Below are 17700 nucleotides of genomic sequence, written 5' to 3' on the forward strand. Positions count from 1 at the left end.
TTTTTTATATTTACTTACACAAATAAAATAAAATTTAAAATGAAAATATTAGGAATCGGAAGTAACTATGTTACTGACATAAAAGACATTGAAGATAAAAAGAAAGGCAAAAAGTTTATCTTTTCAAAACCCGAATCTAGTTTGGCTGTTAATTGTGATGTTGCTTACCCAAGTGCCATTACCAACCAATTAATTTACGAAGTAGAATTAGTAGTTAAAATAGGTAAAGAAGGAAAAAATATTACAAAAGAAGATGCAAACTCTTACATTTCTGAAATTGCTGTTGGTATCGATTATACGGCAACCGATATTTTAAAAGACGCTAGAGAAAGTAAATATCCTTGGGAATTTGCAAAAGGTTTTGATGGGGCTGCTCCTATTTCTAGTTTTAAACCAGTTTCTAATTATAATTTAGGCAATATAGATTTCGATTTAAAAATAAATGGAGAAGAAAAACAAAAAAGTAATACGGCATTTATGATTAACGATTTTGCTGATATTATTGTGTTTATTTCTAAATATATGACCTTACAACCTGGCGATTTAATTTTTACGGGAACACCTGCTTTAGGAAAAGGAGAAATTTTCAAAGGAGATCAACTACAATGTTCTGTAAATGGTGAATTGCTTTTAGATTTTAAAATGATATAATTGTCTGTTCGAGCCCAGTCGAGAACTAATAGTTATTATATAACGAGCTCTCGACTCAGTTCGACCCGACAAAATAGTATACTATTTTTTTTATGAAAATTCGACTTTCCAAAATTGAAGATGTTTCAGAAATCATGATGATTATTGATGATGCTAAAAACTATTTGGCTTCCTTAAATATTGATCAATGGCAAAACGGATATCCGAATACTACACAAGTAGAAAATGACATCAATAATAAAGAAAGTTACGTTGTTGTAAATGATAAAAATACTGTCATGGCAACTTCCATGTTCACAACAAATCCAGAGCCAACCTACAAAGTTATTGATGGAAATTGGTTGGTTGATGAAACTAAAACTTACGGAGTTATCCATAGAATGGCTATTAAAAAAGAATTCAGAAAGTTTGGTTTAGCAACATTTTTATTTGATGAATTTCATCAACAATTAAAAAAGAATAACATTCAAAGTTTAAAGATTGATACACATGAAGATAATCTCGGAATGCAATCTTTACTCAAAAAATTGGGTTACAGCTATTGCGGAATTATTTATACCAATTACAAAGCAAAAAGATTAGCCTTTGAGAAAGTGATCTCTTAAAATAAACGTACAAAATTAAAACTTCTCGATACAAAATTCTTGAAAATAATTTCACTCAATGTAACAGTAATTTTTACGATAAAAGTAAGAACAAACTGTTACTTTAAGTGATTTTTTTTAACAAAGAAATAGAAACTGTATAAAAAGTTTTTCTGTTAAAATAACCAAAAAATCAATTAATTAACAAGCTGTTTTGATAAAGTAAGTTAAAAAGGTTAAACATAAATTAAAAAAATATTTTTTTCTAGAAAAAGTTATTTATTTGTATCAAACAAATTAAATTTTTAATTATGAAAAAAGTATTACTAGTAGCTGTATTAACCTTTTTAGGTTTTGCAAACATGAATGCACAAGACATTGAATTTGGTGCTAAAGCAGGATTAAATTTTGCTTCCGTTAATGGAGATAACACCAAAGATTTAGGCACTGTCACCTCTTTTAATTTTGGTTTGATGGCAGAAATACCTTTTACAGAAAAATTTTCCTTTCAACCTGAAGTATTATTTTCTGGCCAAGGTTATAGTACAGGTCCAGGTACGGATGATGTAATTGCTTTAAATTATTTAAACATCCCATTAATGGGGAAATATTATATTACAAAAGGATTAAGTTTTGAAGCGGGACCACAAGTAGGATTCTTACTTTCAGCCAATAATAATGAAAATGATTTAGATGTTAAAAGTTCATTTAATACCTTAGATTTTGGTGTTAATTTAGGATTAGGATATAAACTAGATAACGGACTTAATTTTAGTGCGCGTTATAATGTTGGTCTCTCTAACATTAATGATGTAGATGGTTTTTCAAATAAAAACAGAAACGGTGTGTTTCAAGTTTCTGTTGGCTACTTCTTTTTTTAAGACAACAAAATTATATAAGAAAAACACAAAATAAAACTATATTTACAACCTCATAAATTCATTTTTATGAGGTTTCTTTTTTCTGATAAAATTCAAATAAAAAAATGCAGTTACTTCAATATATAATTCAGCAAACACAACTTTCTCCTAAATCTGTAGAAAACACCATTTCACTATTAAATGAAGACGCTACAATTCCTTTTATCAGTAGATATAGAAAGGAAATTACAGGTAATTTAGATGAAGTAGAAATTGGTGATATTGTAAAGTTTAAAGAGCTTTTTGAAGCGTTAGAAAAACGTAAAAAAACTATTTTAAAAGCATTAGAAGAGCAAGGAGTTTTATCTGATGAATTAGCACAAAAAGTAAACACTTCTAAAGATTTAATTGAATTAGAAGATTTGTATTTACCCTTTAAGAAAAAACGAAAAACCAAAGCAGAAACTGCACGCTTACAAGGTCTAGAACCATTGGCAAAAATGATGATGAGTCAGCGTGTAAATGATTTGGAACATACAGCTTCTAAATACACATCCAACGAAGTTGAAACCATTGAAGATGCGCTAGAAGGCGCTCGTTATATTATTGCAGAATGGATAAATGAACGTACTGATATTCGTGGTACAATTAGACGAGAATTAGAAAGACATGCTACAATTTCATCGAAAGTTATAAAGAGTAAAAAGGACGATACTTCGACTAAGCTCAGCACAAGTGAGAAAGCGCAGAAATTTAAAGACTATTTTGATTGGAGCGAATCTTTAAGTAAAATTCCATCTCACAGATTATTAGCAATTTTAAGAGCAGAAAGCGAAGGTTTTATTCGTGTTAAAATAGAAATTGACAACGAAAGAATTCTTGAAAGAATAGAAAACCGAATTATCAATTCTCAAAACGATTGTACTCCTCAAATTGAACTCGCTATAAAAGATGCTTTTAAACGTTTATTGTATCCTTCTTTATCTAACGAAAGACTATCAATTGCTAAAGAAAAAGCAGATGAAGATGCCATTACCGTCTTTTCTAAAAACCTAAAACAACTACTTTTAGGTGCTCCTTTGGGCGAAAAAAAAATTTTAGCTATCGATCCTGGTTTTAAATCTGGTTGTAAAGTTGTGTGTTTAAATGAACAAGGAGAATTAGAACATAACGAAAACATTTATCCGCATGCGCCACAAAATCAATCTATAGAAGCTATTAAAAAAATAAGTTCTTTAGTAGAAGCGCATAAAATTGAAGCCGTTGCAATTGGTAACGGAACTGCTTCAAGAGAAACCGAGCAATTGGTTAAGAAAATTGAATTTAAAAATAATGTTGATGTTTTTGTGGTCAGTGAAGCTGGCGCGTCTATTTATTCGGCATCTAAAATTGCAAGAGACGAATTCCCAAATTTTGATGTTACCGTTCGTGGTTCTGTTTCAATCGGAAGACGTTTACAAGACCCTTTGGCAGAATTGGTAAAGATTGATGCAAAATCAATTGGAGTTGGCCAATACCAGCACGATGTAGATCAAACGAAGTTGAAAAAATCTTTAGACACCACTGTAGAAAGTTGTGTAAACACTATTGGCGTAAACATCAATACCGCAAGTGAATCTTTATTGAGTTATGTTTCTGGAATTGGTCCAAAACTAGCAGAAAACATCGTGAATTACAGAAACGAAAATGGTTCTTTTACTTCTAGAAATGTTATTAAAAAAGTGCCTCGATTAGGAGGAAAAGCCTACGAACAAGCTGCTGGTTTTTTACGTATTAAAAATGGAAAAAATCCGTTAGATGATTCTGGTGTGCATCCAGAAAGTTATGCATTGGTTGATAAAATAGCGAAAGACAATCAGAAAAAAGTATCCGAATTTATTGGTAATAAAGAACTGATTCAAAAAATCGACCTAAAAAAATATATTACAGATACTATTGGTTTGCCTACTTTAGAAGACATTGTTAAAGAATTAGAAAAACCAGGTGTAGACCCAAGAGAAAAGGCAAAAGTATTTTCTTTTGATAAAAACATTAAAACGATTGCAGATTTAAGAATCGGACAAATATTACCAGGAATTGTAAATAACATTACCAATTTTGGTTGTTTTGTTGATGTTGGAATCAAAGAAAGTGGCTTAATTCACGTTTCTAATTTATCGGATACTTTTGTAAAAGATGTAAATGCCATTGTTAATTTACAACAACAAATTATCGTAAAAGTACTAGAAGTTGATGTGGTTAGAAAACGTATTCAATTGGCTTTAGTAAAGTAAAATAAAATAATAATTTCTTATATTTATAAAATGAGCAATAAAACAGAAAATAATGATCTTTGGGATAATTTAACGGATTCTCAAAAGAATGAGATACAACAAGAAGTTAACGAATCAAATAAAAAGAAAAAAGTCTCTTGGGAGGATGCTAAAAAAGAGCTTTCAAAATTGAAATAAAATGCAGTTCCTTCATGTTTTAGAAAGTAAAAAAGTTTTTTTTAAAAAATATTTTTTGCAAAAAATATAAATACAATTCTTGCTTTTCTAAAACAAATAATTTTAAATTTTTAGAGGTTGATCTAGTTAGAAATCAAATTCAATTGACTTTAATCAAGTCAATTAATAATTTATTATCTTTATAAAAAGAAAACAAAATGGATATTCAAACAACAAAAATAGCATTGATAAAAGAAATTTTAGATATTGAAAATCCGGAAACTCTTTTAAAAATAAGAAATATAATTGATGAATCTAATTTTGATATAAATACCGTTAATGAAAATAATATAGATTATGACAATTTAAAACCTTCTCTACAAAAAAGAAAACTAGCATTTATTACTGATTTCATCAATTTAGAGAATGAAGAAACAATATCTAAACTTGAAAAATCACTTTCGCAAAACAATGATTTTTGGAATGATTTAAGTCTTTCAGAAAAAGAAGAAATTGAACAAGGTATTAAAGAATTAGACGAAGGTAAAAGAGTTTCTTATGAGTCTGTTTTAAATGAAGTCTCTTAATGCAAGTTTTTTATTCCAAACTAGCAAGACTTAAATATATTAGAATAACAAATTATCTACTTGAAACCTGGAGCTTACAAAGCAAAAACAATTTTATTAAAAAGTTTGATTTAAAAATTCAACAAATAAAATTACATCCCTATAGTTGCTTAGAATCATTTGAATATAAAGGTCTTTACAAATGTGTTGTTACAAAACAAACCACTTTTTATTATAGAGTTCTTCAAAATCAACAAGAAATAGAAATCATTACTATTTTTGACACCAGACAAAATCCTAATAAGTTAAATAAAGATTTGTAAAACTTCCCAAATAATTTTTAGCTTAAATTTATAAGGAATAAATCAAATGCGATACATAAAAACACTTAAGTAACCATATACAAATTCCAATTTTAGACCTCACAGGTTTTAAAATCCTGTGAGGTCTTTTTAGTTTCAATTAAATTCATAAAAAAAATATTGAATTGTTTATAAATTTTAACTTTCATCAATTTTAAAAACTTGATATATTTCTTTTTTTCCTTAATTTCGACCTCACAAAAATAATCAATGAAAGTCTGTATTGCCGAAAAGCCATCTGTAGCAAGAGAAATAGCTAGTATTCTGGGAGCCAACACAAAACGTGATGGTTATTACGAAGGAAACGGTTATGCAGTAACGTATACATTCGGGCATTTATGTACCCTTTTAGAACCTAAAGATTACAAACCGCATTGGAAAAGTTGGGATTTAAACAACTTACCCATGCTTCCAGAACGTTTTGATACCAAAGTTACTGGAGATGCAGGAATAAAAAAACAATTCAATATTGTAAAATCTTTATTCGAAAAAGCAGACGTTATCATTAATTGTGGGGATGCGGGAACAGAAGGAGAATTGATTCAGCGTTGGGTAATTAACCAATGTGGCTATAAAGGAAAAGTTCTCCGTTTATGGATTTCCTCCTTAACAGAAGAAGCTATTAAAGAAGGTTTTAACAACTTAAAACCAGCAGAACAATACGACAATTTATATTACGCAGGATATTCTAGAGCAATCGGAGATTGGCTTTTAGGTTTAAATGCAACTCGTTTATACACCGTAAAATTTGGCGGATTTAAACAGGTTTTATCGGTAGGTAGAGTACAAACTCCTACCCTAGCCATGTTGGTAAATCGTTATTTTGAAATTGAAAACTTTAAACCACAACCGTATTGGGAATTACAAACAACCTATAGAAATACACTGTTTAATTATGAAGATGGTCGATTTTTAAAACAAGAAGACGGACAAGTTCTTGCTAATAAAGTTAAAGAATCTGATTTTGAAATTGTTTCTGTTACCAAGAAAAAAGGAAAAGAATACGCTCCTAAATTGTTTGATTTAACGGGTTTACAAGTATATTGTAATAATAAATTTGGTTTTTCTGCAGATGAAACACTAAAAATGGTTCAGAAGTTATATGAGATGAAAGTGGTTACGTATCCAAGAGTTGATACTACTTTTTTACCAAATGATGTGTATCCTAAAATTGCAGGAATTTTATCGAAATTAACTAATTACAGCGAGCTTACAGAACCGCTTTTAGGTAAAAAGATCAAAAAATCAAAACGTGTTTTTGATGATAAAAAAGTAACGGATCACCACGCTATTATTCCTACCGGAATTCAGGGGAATTTACAATACAATCAGCAACAAGTGTACGATATTATTACACGTAGATTTATTGGTGTTTTTTATCCAGATTCTGATGTTTCTAACACTTCTGTAATTGGTAAAGCGGCTGACGTTCCTTTTAAAACTACAGGTAAAGAAATTTTAACTAAAGGATGGCGTGTTGCTTTTGAAACTGAAGAAAGCAAGATTAAAAAAGAAATGAATGAGAAAACAACTTTGCCTTCTTTTGTAAAAGGAGAGAAAGGACCTCACGAACCTTCGTTTTTAGAAAAAGAAACAAAACCACCAAGAAACTTTACTGAAGCAAGTTTATTACGCGCCATGGAAACTGCCGGAAAGCAAGTTGATGATGATGAAATGCGAGAGCTCATGAAAGAAAACGGAATTGGTAGACCGTCTACAAGAGCAAGTATTATTGAAACTTTGTTCCGAAGAAAATATATTGAGCGTAAGAAAAAATTGGTTTTGCCTACACAAACGGGAATCGATTTAATTAATATTATTGATAACGAATTATTAAAATCTGCCGAATTAACTGGGCGTTGGGAAAAACGTTTAAAAGAAATTGAACGAGGAGAATTTAATGCCGGAACTTTTATAAATAATATGAAGAAAATGGTAGATGAATTGGTCTATGAGGTCCGTTCTAATACTTCTAAAAAACGAATTTCATCTAACTCTTCTGTCGTTGTGAGCGAAAAGAAGCAATCTGCTAGTTCAAAAACAAAATCTTCCAAAAAACAGGTTGCAGGTAAAACGTGTCCGAAATGTAAAAAAGGACACATTTTAAAAGGCTCCTCTGCTTTTGGGTGCTCTGAATATAAAAATAATTGCGATTTAAAAATTCCTTTTGAAATCTATGGAAAAAAGGTTTCTGAAAACCAATTAATTAGATTGATTGATAAAGGATGTACAACCAATTTAAAAGGTTTTAAGACCAACAATGGTTCTGTAGAAGGATTAATTAGATTTGATGATGATTTTAGTTTAAAATTAGAACCAAAACAAAAAGTTGCTAATTCTAGCTCCGTTGAGAAGAGTTCTGATAAAATTATCTGTCCAAAATGTAAAAAAGGAACTATTTTAAAAGGAAAAACTGCTTACGGTTGTTCTAATTATAAAAATGGTTGCGATTTCGTTTTCACCTTTGAAAACATCAAAAAAATAGCCAACGGAAAACCGTTGACTAAAGAATTGGTACTAAAAATTATAAGTGCTTAAAATTTTAACGAGTTATCATTTCGAAATGAACTTTTTTAAGCGATTGAGAAATTTCACATACTCTTTACACTAAGAACAAGTAAAATATATATCTTAATCTGCATACATTTTATCAATCAGTTCTTTATATTTTTTTTGAATTACTTTACGTTTTAGTTTTAAAGTAGCTGTTATTTCTCCTGCTTCTAAACTAAACTCTTTAGGCAATAGGGTAAATTTCTTTATTTTCTCAAATTTTGAAAACTCTTTTTGTAATTCCTCAAAACGTTTTTCAAACATGGCTTTAATCTGATTATTATTAATCAAATCTTCTATGTCTTTAAAACTAATTTTATGTTCTTCTGCGTATTTTTTAATATTCTCGAAACTAGGCACCGCTAACGCCGTAACATATTTTTGTTGATCTCCTATTACTGCTATTTGCTCTATAAAAGAATCACTTACCAAGGCCATTTCAAGTTTTTGAGGAGCAATATATTTTCCTCCAGAAGTTTTCATTAAATCTTTAATTCTATCGGTAATCACTAAATTACCTAATTTGTCTATTTTTCCTGCATCACCAGTTTTAAACCAACCATTTTCAAAAACTTCTGCTGTTGCTTCTGGTTTTTTATAATAGCCTTTCATAACCCCAGGTCCTTTTACTAAAATTTCATTATTATGACCTATTTTAATTTCTGTTCCTGAAATTGGTTTTCCTGCAGAATTAAATTCGAAATAGTGATCACCAAACAACGTAACTGTAGCTGTTGTTTCTGTTAAACCATACCCGCATTTTATATTTAATGCAAACGAATGGAAAAACGAAACCAAATCTGGACCTAAAGGAGCGCCTCCACAAGGCATAAATTTTATATTTCCGCCAAAGACATCTCGTAATTTGCTCAATACTAATTTGTCTGCAACTTTATACTTTAACTTTAGTGATAAAGGCACTTTTTTCTCAAGACGTTTGTACTTATTGTGGTATTTATTCCCAACTCCCAATGCCCAACTTGCTAATTTCATTTTAGTTGGTGAAGCTTCTTTTCTCTTTTCTTGAATGGCTGTAAAAATTTTCTCAAAAATTCTAGGAACCGTACACATTAAAGTTGGTTTCACCTCTTTTAGAACATCTGCAATTTTCTTTGGATCTTGGTTAAAATACACCTGAATTCCTTTGTGCAAACAGAAAAACACCCAACTACGTTCGTAAATATGGCTTAACGGTAAAAAACTTAATGAAACATCATTTTCATCCACATCAATCTCTTCATCATGCGCTTTTAATGAGGAACCAAAGTTGTTGTGATCTAACATCACTCCTTTCGGTTCTCCTGTTGTTCCAGAGGTGTAAATAATACTTGCTAAATCATCTAATTTAGAGTCAAAATGGCGTTTTTCTAATTCAGTATCAATGCTTTTTGGAAATTCTGCATTTATAAAATCAGTAAAATAAACAGCATTTTTATGATTTCTTAAATCAACTGTTTTAGTTAAAGCAACTATTAATTTCAGATATTTATTATTTTCCGAAATGTGTTCAACTTTATCAAATTCTTCTTGATCCCCAACAAACAAAACACTAATTTCTGCATCGTTTACAACGTATTCCACTTCTTTTGTAGAATTGGTTGCATAAATAGGAATGGTTACAGCTCTTACTCCCATAATTCCCAAATCGGATATAATCCATTCGGTCATATTTTGAGCAAAAACACCAATATTATTTTGTTCTTTTATTCCAAAGTTGATTAATGCTTTTGAAACTTGTTGAATTTGAAAGTAAAAAGAATCCCAGGTAATTCCTTTCCAACTTTGTGAGGCTTCATCTTTATAAAAAATAGCTTCTTTAGTTGTAAATCTCTTGGTATTATCTTTAATTACTTGTAGTAAATGTGTGTAATTCATAATTAATCTTTAGATTATTTTAAACTAAGAATATTATAACAAACAAATTTACGAATATTTAGAAGACTTAAATACAAATAACCTTTTAGATTACTCGTAATAAATAGAAAAAAAATTACAATTATATTTATTGATAAAAAATTAGTTTTACAGATTATTAATCAATAATTTACATTTTTTTAAATTTTATAATTTTAAAAAAAACCTAACGTTATAGTTGTTAAGGTATTCACTTATTTTTACCTAATTTTATCGAAATATTAAAATAATAAATGGATTTTACAAACCCTCTAGTATATGGTGTTCCTTGTTTTTTAGGACTAATTTTAGTAGAATTAGCGTATAGCAAACATCATAAAAAAGAAGAAAACAAAAAACTTTATAAATGGAAAGATTTAGCTGCAAGCCTTACAATGGGTATTGGCTCTGCTATTTTAGCTCCTTTAACAAAAACGATTGCTGCCATAGTGCTGTTTAATTTTGTGTACGATCTTTTTAACCCTTTGGTTGAAGGAATTCGTACAAATATTATGGGGTATGAATCTTTTGGTTATGCTTGGTATATTTGGATAATTTGTCAACTTTTAGATGATTTTAGTTATTATTGGTTTCATAGACAGAACCATAATGTTCGTTTTCTTTGGGCTGCGCATATTGTACATCACTCTTCTGATAATTTTAATTTAGGTACTGCGGTAAGAAATGGTTGGTTTACAATTTTTTATAAACCTTTTTTTTATATGTGGATTACCGCTATTGGGTTTCCTCCAGAAATGCTGGTCGTATGTTTGGGTATTGAAGCTTTATGGCAATTTCAGTTGCATACTGTTTATATACCCAAATTAGGTTTCTTTGAAAAAATATTTAATACACATACAATGCACCAAGTGCATCATGCCCAAAATATGGAATATATGGATAAAAATCATGGTGGTTTTTTAAATGTATTTGATAGAATTTTTGGAACATGGAAAGAGCTTGATGAAACCATTGAAATAAAATATGGAGTAACAGCACCTCCTAATTCATACAATCCATTAGTAATTTTAACACATGAGTATAAAGATATTTGGAGTGATATGAAAAAATCTAAGAACTGGTATCATAAATTCATGTATGCTTTTGCAGCTCCTGGATGGAGCCATGATGGAAGTACGCTTACCATTAAACAGACTCGAAAGGCTATGAGTGAAGAATAGTATTTAAATAAAAAATCTGTCAGTTTTTAAAAACTGACAGATTTTTTATTTGATCTTATATATGCTATTTACTTTTAGTAAAACATAGAGTTAACAAGGCAGTTAGCCCTGATTGAACGGTTTGTTTGAGCTCTTTTGAGGCACGAAAAAAGCGAGTAGTGAAAGCAGGAAGTAGCTTCTAAAAAAATTAAGAAACTAACTGACTAAAATACTCAAAGATTTCTCCTTTAGAAATAACACTTCCTTTTTCTATTAAGTCGAAAATTTCGGTATTTCTTTCGTCTTTATTATAAGGTTTTGTGCCTTTAAAAATCTCTACAGAATTATCCATCGGGTTTTGCATTAACCATTCGAAACCTTTTTGTTCAAGTAAATTAATATCCCAAGTTATTTTTATCGCAATTCTATGAATTTCTTCTGCATCGCACTTAAATAGGTTTACAGAGGTTTTAGAGAAATGTTCTACGTAGTTTGTTTTTGTTAGAACATCGTCCCAAACCACATCAGAAAAAACATTCATTTCTTCTTCTGCCACTTCTGGTGTTTCTTCTTTAATTTGATTCCATTCTTTTACATCGATACTTTGTGTTGCTAAAAAACGAGCAAAATCTTCATGTAAACTTTCGAATTGTTCTTTGGTAAGTTGTCTATATTTCATAATTAATGGTAAAAAAAACCGCCCAATTATGGGCGGTTCAAATATCTAATTTTAAAACTGATTTAGAAAATATAACGTAAACCAATTTGTGCTTGCCAACGAGATCTTAAATCTGAAACGGGTGTAAATGTTTCTGTTAAGTCTGTATTAAAAGTATAAATTGGTGTATTGGTAGCATCTACAGTTACAGCTAATGGTTGTAAATCTCTTGGTTCTTGTACAACTCCCCAATCTGAATTTAGTAAGTTACCTATATTTAAAATATCTAAACTAATTTGAACTGTGTGTTCTTTACTTTCTGATACTTTAAAGTTAATGTCTTGTAACATTTTAAAATCCCAACGAGACCTCCATGGAGATAATGCCCCATAACGTTCTACGTACTCTCCTCGTCTATCACTTAAATAATCATCTTGATTGATGTAAGCTTCAAAAGCATCTGCTTGTCCTATTCCTGTAAATTGCATTTGACTTAATTCTGATACAGTTGGTACATATAATAAATCATTGTTCTGAAAAGAAGAATCTCCATTTATATTACCAGCATATGTATAATTAAATCTTCCACCTCTTGCATATTCAAAGAAAGTAGAAAAAGTTGTTGGAGCATTTTCTCCGAAGAAGTTAAACTTCTTAGAAGCTACACCAATAAATCTGTGTGTATCTCCGTATTTAGAATATGATAATACATCTTGATTTGCGTCTCCTAAATTTGGATTAAAATCAAAAGCATCTCCAGTAATTTCTGCTTCTATTGAGTTTACATCTTTAGCATCTAAATAATTATAAGCTACACTTGCATATAACCCATTATCAAAAGATTTTTGTAATTTTAAAGAGGCATTCCAAACTCTTCCTTTATTAGAATTTGTAAATACATAGGCATTGTTTCCTTTATCTCCATCTAAATAAGTTGGTCTATCATCTCCTGGCGCATTTAAAGTTCCAGAAGGATTTCTTAATCCCCAGTTTTGTACATGAGCTCCATTAATATCTTTTGTATACGAAATATCTGTAGTAGCAATTATTCCGTTATCAAATCTATGATCTACACCAATATTTGTTCTCCAAACTTGTGGCCATTTAAAATCTGGATCTACAACTTGATAAAAGAAACTATCTAAACCTTGTACTTGATTACCTAACCATACAAAAGGAAAACGTCCTGTAAAAATACCGCTTCCACCTCTAACTTGTGTTGTTCCATCTCCACTAGCATCCCAATTGAAACCAAATCTTGGTGAGAATAAGAAACCATTATCTGGTAATGTTCTAGAGTCTATTTTAGTTGTTTGATTTGTATTAGGATTAAAATAATCGATACTTGGGTCAAACGTAAATGGTTTTCTAGCTATGTTTTCATCAATTTTATCTTGAGTATCAAAATACAAAGGTTTATCAAAACGAATACCGTACGTTAATTTAAAATTGTCATTTACATTCCATTCATCTTGTACATAAAGAGCAAACTGACCAACATTTGTTTCAGCTAAAGCCCATCCATCTCCTGTAGGTAAACTATTATTTGTAGTATTTAGTGATTCTGCATTTGCTATTGCAGAAGCTAAAGTTCCATCATTAACATCTGTCATAAAAGCAGCTAAACTACCATAAGCAGCAAAAGCTCCAACTTCTTGAACAAAATCACCATTTTCATCATATCCATAAGCTCCTAAATTAAATGAGTTATCAAACTGAAATTTTTCAAAAGATACACCTGCAGTAATTGTATGATTTTCTAATAAGAAGTTTGTATTATTTGAAATTTGAAATACTTTTTGATCTAAAGTATTATTAATCGAAAAAGGTTCGTGACCAGTAATTATATAGTTACTTCCATTACCATCTTGAATTGTAATAGCTGGAATTGGACTTGATAAAGGCGTTCTATAATCATCAAAATGAGTATAACCCGTCTGAAACTTATTTGTAATTTTATCAGAAAAAGTTGAATTTAATTCTAATTGAAAAGAATTTATATTATTGTTAATTTCATAACCTGAATTTTCGAATTGTAATGTTTGAAAATTAGGACCTCTAGTTCCTAAAGCTGTAGGATGTGCAGAATTTTCTTTAGAAGCATTTAAAAAGTTATAAATTAAAGATAATCTATGATCTTGATTTATATTTAAATCTAATTTAAAAATACCTTTAGAAGATTTAGATCCATAATTAAATCCTTGATATCTCCCCGTGTCATAACCTAATCCAGAAAGTGAATTTTGCACTGTTACTAAGTCTGATTCTAAAACGCTAGACTCATTAATAGCTAATGTTCCATCGTTGTTATTAGGTATCCAACCTGCTGTACCTAAATCTGTTCTATCATCTTTCTCGTAATTTGCAAAGAAAAATAATTTATTTTTGATAATAGGGCCTCCAATACTAAATCCAAATTGTTTTTGACTTAAATCTGGTTTTACAACATCTTCTCCTTTAACCTTACCTCCTGTTAAATCTTCATTTCTAAAGAAACCGTAAACTGTTCCTTTAAATTCGTTTGTTCCACTCTTTGTAACTGCATTTACAGAAGCTCCTGTAAAACCAGATTGAGTAACATCATAAGGAGCAATAGAAACAGAAATTTGCTCAATTGCATCTAAAGATATTGGTTGTGCTCCTGTTTGACCTCCTGGTGTTGGAGAATCTAACCCGAAAGGGTTTGTAAAAATAGCACCGTCTAAAGAAAAGTTATTAAACTGATCATTTTTACCTCCAAAAGAATTTCCACTTGCAGAAGGTTCTAATCTTGTAAAGTCTGCTGCTGACCTAGAAATTGTTGGTAATGTTTTTAATTGTGTTGCAGATACACTTGTTTGTGCACCTGTTCTATCACTATTAAAAGTAGAATTTTTAGATGATGAAATAACTATTTCCTCTAAAGACTCTCCTTCTTCAGCTAACTTACCATTAACATTGGTCGTTTTACCTAATGATAAAAAAACACCATTTACTTCTTGAGTTTTAAATCCTAAATAACTAAATGTAATCTTATAAGGTCCGCCTACTCTTAAGTTTAAAACAGTAAATCTACCATTTTCTTGAGCTGTAGTACCAGTTAAAGTTCCGGTAGGAGTGTGCAAAACAGAAATTGTTGCACCAAACAAAGGTTCTCCTGCAACATCTGTTACAATTCCTTTAATTTTAGATGTTGTAACCTGTGCATTTACAGGTGTTAAACCCCAAATTAGAAATGATAATAATAAAAGTAGTTTTTTTGTCATTTTTCTGGTTTTAAGTTTATAAAACCAAAAATAGCACAAAAAAAAAGTCTACTCCTTAGAGTAGACTTTTAGTTCTTAACAATTATTTAACAATTGTTACTTATTCAGCAATAACTTCAAAAATAATTTCAGCAACTACTGCTCTATGTAATCTTACAGAAGCTTCATATTTACCTAATCTTTTTACAGAACCACCAACAACTTTAATAAATTTCTTATCTAAGTCTGTTCCTGCTTTTGCAAGAGCTGCAGCTAAATCGATGTTGTTTACAGAACCAAATAATTTGTCTCCTGAACCAACTTTAGATGCAATTTTAATTTCATATCCTTTAACTGCTTCTGCTATTGTAGTAGCATCTTCAATTAATTTAGCTTCTTTGTAAGCACGTTGTTTTAAATTCTCTGCTAAAACTTTCTTTGCAGATGAAGTAGCTAAAACTGCTTGTCTTGTAGGGATTAAAAAGTTTCTACCATATCCGTTTTTCACTTCTACGATATCGTCTTTAAATCCTAAATTTTCTACGTCTTGTCTTAATATCAATTCCATGTTCTACCTCTTTATTATTTTAACATATCTCCAACGTAAGGCATTAACGCTAAATGACGCGCTCTTTTAATTGCTTGCGCAACTTTACGTTGATATTTTAATGATGTTCCTGTTAAACGTCTTGGTAAAATTTTACCTTGTTCGTTTACTAAATACATTAAGAAGTCTGCATCTTTAAAATCGATATACTTGATATCTTTTTTCTTAAATCTACAATATTTAGCTTCTTTTTTAGTGTCTATATCTAATGGCGTTAAATATCTAACGTCAGCAGATTTACCGCCTTTTGCTTGTTGTTCTATTGATGCCATTTCTTATTTTTTTGTAGATTTAACACGTTCAGTTCTAATTTTTGCCCAAGCAGCAGCATGTTTGTCTAATTTAACAGTTAGGTAACGCATAACGCTATCATCTCTTCTAAATTCTAACTCATATGCAGAGATTTCTTCTCCAGCAATTTTAAACTCTAATAAGTGATAAAAACCACTTTTTTTCTTTTGGATTGGATACGCTAATTTCTTAAGGCCCCAATTCTCTTTTGAGATCATTTCAGCTCCTTTGGAAACTAAATAATCTTCGAATTTTTGTACTGTCTCCTTTATCTGAGTGTCAGATAAAACGGGATTCAAAATGAAAACAGTTTCGTAATGATTCATAAATTAAATATTTATTGTTTATTTTTAAGGCTGCAAATATAATAACTTTTTTATAATTAGAGTTATATATTGCAGTTATTCTTACTTTTAAAAAGTAAAAAGAGAAGTTTAATGCAAAGAATTATAAATTCTTCTATTTTTTTGCTTTTAAAACACCTTTAAAAGCAATTGTATTTTATTCTATTAATCAAATTTCACAAACGTCCTATAAATTAGTAGAGATGATAAAACCTCCAGGTTGAAACACTAAAACAACACTGGAGATTTATCAAGAATATTGTAATTAAACTTTAGACTTCAAATGCTTCTAAATGAAATGCTTCACTAATTTCTTTATACACAATTTTTCCTTTTATAATATTTAATCCTTTTTCTAAAGATGCATCTGTAGCGCAAGCTTCTTCCCATCCTTTATTAGCTATATTTTTAATATATGGTAATGTTACATTGGTTAAAGCAATGGTAGATGTATAAGGTACAGCTCCTGGCATATTTGCCACACAATAATGCACAACATCATCTATAATATAAGTAGGATCTTCATGTGTTGTTGCTTTTGTTGTTTCAAAACAACCTCCTTGATCTACTGCTACATCTACAATAACTGTTCCTGGACGCATATCTTTAAGCATGTCTCTAGTAATTAATTTTGGAGCCTTTCCTCCTTTTACCAAGACGCCTCCAATTATTAAATCGTGTGTTTTAATAAGCTGTCTAATGCTGTATTCACTAGAAAAAGCTGTAGTAACATGGTTTGGTAACACATCATTTACATAACGTAAACGTTTCATATTAATATCCATAATAGTAACATGAGCTCCTAAACCTGCTGCCATTTTTGCTGCTTGTACTCCAACAACTCCGGCTCCTAGTACTAAAACTTTTCCTGGAGCAACACCTGGTACACCTCCTAATAAAATACCACGACCTTTAATTGGTTTTTCTAAATATTTAGCACCTTGCTGAATCGCCATTCTACCAGCAACCTCAGACATAGGTGTTAATAAAGGCAAAGTACCCTCACTATCTTCTACCGTTTCGTAAGCAATACAAATAGATTTACTTTCTATCATGGCCTTTGTTAAAGGTTCACATGATGCAAAATGAAAATACGTGAAAATAATTTGATCTTCTTTAATTAATGGATATTCAGAAGCAATTGGCTCTTTTACTTTTACAATCATTTCGCTCTGATTGTAAACGTCTTCAATAGTAGGTAATATAGTAGCACCTACGTTAATATAATCTGCGTCAAAAAAACCACTTCCTTCTCCTGCTGTGGATTGTACAAAAACAGTATGATTTTTTTTAGTCAACTCAAAAACACCTGCGGGTGTCATACCAACTCTACTCTCGTTATTCTTAATTTCTTTAGGGATTCCAATTTTCATTGTTGCTTAATTTAGATGTTTTAAGCAAGTAAATTTAGGTCCTTTTTTGTTTATATTTCAACATAAAACACCTTAAATGTTATTTTTACAAATGTGCTATCTTTTGCAATTTTAATCTTACTTAATAGAAATTTAAGCCTTTAAT

16 protein-coding genes are annotated in these 17700 nt (G+C 30.1%); 9 read left to right on the plus strand and 7 right to left on the minus strand.

The genetic code is table 11. The features are described from left to right. The first annotated feature begins 39 nt into the window (after nt 1-39). From JOP69_RS04165 to JOP69_RS04200, 8 genes are all read left to right on the plus strand, one after another. Nucleotides 40-651 carry a fumarylacetoacetate hydrolase family protein gene (locus JOP69_RS04165; protein WP_203392345.1) on the plus strand — a complete coding sequence of 204 codons (612 nt, stop codon included), beginning with the start codon at nt 40-42 and terminating at the stop codon, nt 649-651. A 92-nt stretch (nt 652-743) separates the two neighbouring features. Further along, entirely contained in the window at nt 744-1256 is a 513-nt protein-coding gene (locus JOP69_RS04170; protein ID WP_203392344.1) for a GNAT family N-acetyltransferase, read from the plus strand. 290 nt (nt 1257-1546) lie between these two features. Beyond that, nucleotides 1547-2116, plus strand: coding sequence for a porin family protein (locus JOP69_RS04175; protein ID WP_203392343.1), 570 nt, complete (start codon nt 1547-1549; stop codon nt 2114-2116). 104 nt (nt 2117-2220) lie between these two features. Continuing rightward, entirely contained in the window at nt 2221-4368 is a 2148-nt protein-coding gene (locus JOP69_RS04180) for a Tex family protein (RefSeq protein WP_203392342.1), read from the plus strand. Between the two features lie 30 nt (nt 4369-4398). After that, the gene (locus JOP69_RS04185) at nt 4399-4545 is read left to right on the plus strand and encodes a hypothetical protein (protein WP_203392341.1); all 147 of its coding nucleotides are present in this window, start codon (nt 4399-4401) and stop codon (nt 4543-4545) included. Between the two features lie 197 nt (nt 4546-4742). Next, nucleotides 4743-5111: a hypothetical protein gene (locus JOP69_RS04190; protein ID WP_203392340.1), complete on the plus strand. Its 369-nt coding sequence runs from the start codon at nt 4743-4745 to the stop codon at nt 5109-5111. Beyond that, nucleotides 5111-5413, plus strand: coding sequence for a type II toxin-antitoxin system RelE/ParE family toxin (locus JOP69_RS04195; RefSeq protein WP_203392339.1), 303 nt, complete (start codon nt 5111-5113; stop codon nt 5411-5413). Before JOP69_RS04190 ends, JOP69_RS04195 begins: the two co-directional genes overlap by 1 nt. Before the next feature lie 249 nt (nt 5414-5662). Further along, a complete protein-coding gene (locus JOP69_RS04200) occupies nt 5663-7990 on the plus strand; it encodes a type IA DNA topoisomerase (RefSeq protein ID WP_203392338.1) in 2328 nt (775 codons plus the stop codon). A 93-nt stretch (nt 7991-8083) separates the two neighbouring features. On the opposite strand, the gene JOP69_RS04205 is transcribed toward JOP69_RS04200, so the two are convergent. Next, the gene (locus JOP69_RS04205; protein ID WP_203392337.1) at nt 8084-9880 is read right to left on the minus strand and encodes a long-chain fatty acid--CoA ligase; all 1797 of its coding nucleotides are present in this window, start codon (nt 9878-9880) and stop codon (nt 8084-8086) included. Nucleotides 9881-10152: 272 nt separating this feature from the next. Here JOP69_RS04205 and JOP69_RS04210 point away from each other — a divergent pair, with 272 nt between their 5' ends. Continuing rightward, a complete protein-coding gene (locus JOP69_RS04210; RefSeq protein WP_203392336.1) occupies nt 10153-11079 on the plus strand; it encodes a sterol desaturase family protein in 927 nt (308 codons plus the stop codon). A gap of 187 nt (nt 11080-11266) precedes the next feature. Here the strand turns inward: JOP69_RS04210 and JOP69_RS04215 are convergent, their stop codons facing one another. The 6 genes from JOP69_RS04215 to ald form a co-directional block, all read right to left on the minus strand. After that, nucleotides 11267-11737 (minus strand): DUF6495 family protein, encoded by a 471-nt coding sequence (locus tag JOP69_RS04215; RefSeq protein WP_203392335.1) that lies wholly within the window; start codon nt 11735-11737, stop codon nt 11267-11269. Between the two features lie 62 nt (nt 11738-11799). Next, nucleotides 11800-14961 carry a carboxypeptidase regulatory-like domain-containing protein gene (locus JOP69_RS04220; RefSeq protein WP_203392334.1) on the minus strand — a complete coding sequence of 1054 codons (3162 nt, stop codon included), beginning with the start codon at nt 14959-14961 and terminating at the stop codon, nt 11800-11802. A 100-nt stretch (nt 14962-15061) separates the two neighbouring features. Further along, nucleotides 15062-15508: a 50S ribosomal protein L9 gene (gene rplI, locus JOP69_RS04225; RefSeq protein WP_203392333.1), complete on the minus strand. Its 447-nt coding sequence runs from the start codon at nt 15506-15508 to the stop codon at nt 15062-15064. Between the two features lie 14 nt (nt 15509-15522). Beyond that, nucleotides 15523-15819, minus strand: a complete 297-nt coding sequence (rpsR, locus tag JOP69_RS04230; protein ID WP_068452452.1) for a 30S ribosomal protein S18 — start codon at nt 15817-15819, stop codon at nt 15523-15525. A 3-nt stretch (nt 15820-15822) separates the two neighbouring features. After that, on the minus strand, nt 15823-16164 hold the full coding sequence (gene rpsF / locus JOP69_RS04235) for a 30S ribosomal protein S6 (RefSeq protein ID WP_068452449.1): 342 nt from the start codon (nt 16162-16164) through the stop codon (nt 15823-15825). Between the two features lie 290 nt (nt 16165-16454). Continuing rightward, nucleotides 16455-17555, minus strand: a complete 1101-nt coding sequence (gene ald, locus JOP69_RS04240; RefSeq protein WP_203392332.1) for an alanine dehydrogenase — start codon at nt 17553-17555, stop codon at nt 16455-16457. Nucleotides 17556-17700 lie beyond the last annotated feature (145 nt).

This window comes from Polaribacter sp. Q13 (assembly GCF_016858305.2).
GTDB lineage: Bacteria > Bacteroidota > Bacteroidia > Flavobacteriales > Flavobacteriaceae > Polaribacter.

What these genes read in the sequence shown, in the direction of transcription:
- JOP69_RS04165 (WP_203392345.1), top strand. Translation starts at nt 40, where the DNA reads ATGAAAATATTAGGAATCGGAAGTAACTATGTTACTGACATAAAAGAC.
- JOP69_RS04170 (WP_203392344.1), top strand. Translation starts at nt 744, where the DNA reads ATGAAAATTCGACTTTCCAAAATTGAAGATGTTTCAGAAATCATGATG.
- JOP69_RS04175 (WP_203392343.1), top strand. Translation starts at nt 1,547, where the DNA reads ATGAAAAAAGTATTACTAGTAGCTGTATTAACCTTTTTAGGTTTTGCA.
- JOP69_RS04180 (WP_203392342.1), top strand. Translation starts at nt 2,221, where the DNA reads ATGCAGTTACTTCAATATATAATTCAGCAAACACAACTTTCTCCTAAA.
- JOP69_RS04185 (WP_203392341.1), top strand. Translation starts at nt 4,399, where the DNA reads ATGAGCAATAAAACAGAAAATAATGATCTTTGGGATAATTTAACGGAT.
- JOP69_RS04190 (WP_203392340.1), top strand. Translation starts at nt 4,743, where the DNA reads ATGGATATTCAAACAACAAAAATAGCATTGATAAAAGAAATTTTAGAT.
- JOP69_RS04195 (WP_203392339.1), top strand. Translation starts at nt 5,111, where the DNA reads ATGCAAGTTTTTTATTCCAAACTAGCAAGACTTAAATATATTAGAATA.
- JOP69_RS04200 (WP_203392338.1), top strand. Translation starts at nt 5,663, where the DNA reads ATGAAAGTCTGTATTGCCGAAAAGCCATCTGTAGCAAGAGAAATAGCT.
- JOP69_RS04205 (WP_203392337.1), bottom strand. Translation starts at nt 9,880, where the DNA reads ATGAATTACACACATTTACTACAAGTAATTAAAGATAATACCAAGAGA.
- JOP69_RS04210 (WP_203392336.1), top strand. Translation starts at nt 10,153, where the DNA reads ATGGATTTTACAAACCCTCTAGTATATGGTGTTCCTTGTTTTTTAGGA.
- JOP69_RS04215 (WP_203392335.1), bottom strand. Translation starts at nt 11,737, where the DNA reads ATGAAATATAGACAACTTACCAAAGAACAATTCGAAAGTTTACATGAA.
- JOP69_RS04220 (WP_203392334.1), bottom strand. Translation starts at nt 14,961, where the DNA reads ATGACAAAAAAACTACTTTTATTATTATCATTTCTAATTTGGGGTTTA.
- rplI (WP_203392333.1), bottom strand. Translation starts at nt 15,508, where the DNA reads ATGGAATTGATATTAAGACAAGACGTAGAAAATTTAGGATTTAAAGAC.
- rpsR (WP_068452452.1), bottom strand. Translation starts at nt 15,819, where the DNA reads ATGGCATCAATAGAACAACAAGCAAAAGGCGGTAAATCTGCTGACGTT.
- rpsF (WP_068452449.1), bottom strand. Translation starts at nt 16,164, where the DNA reads ATGAATCATTACGAAACTGTTTTCATTTTGAATCCCGTTTTATCTGAC.
- ald (WP_203392332.1), bottom strand. Translation starts at nt 17,555, where the DNA reads ATGAAAATTGGAATCCCTAAAGAAATTAAGAATAACGAGAGTAGAGTT.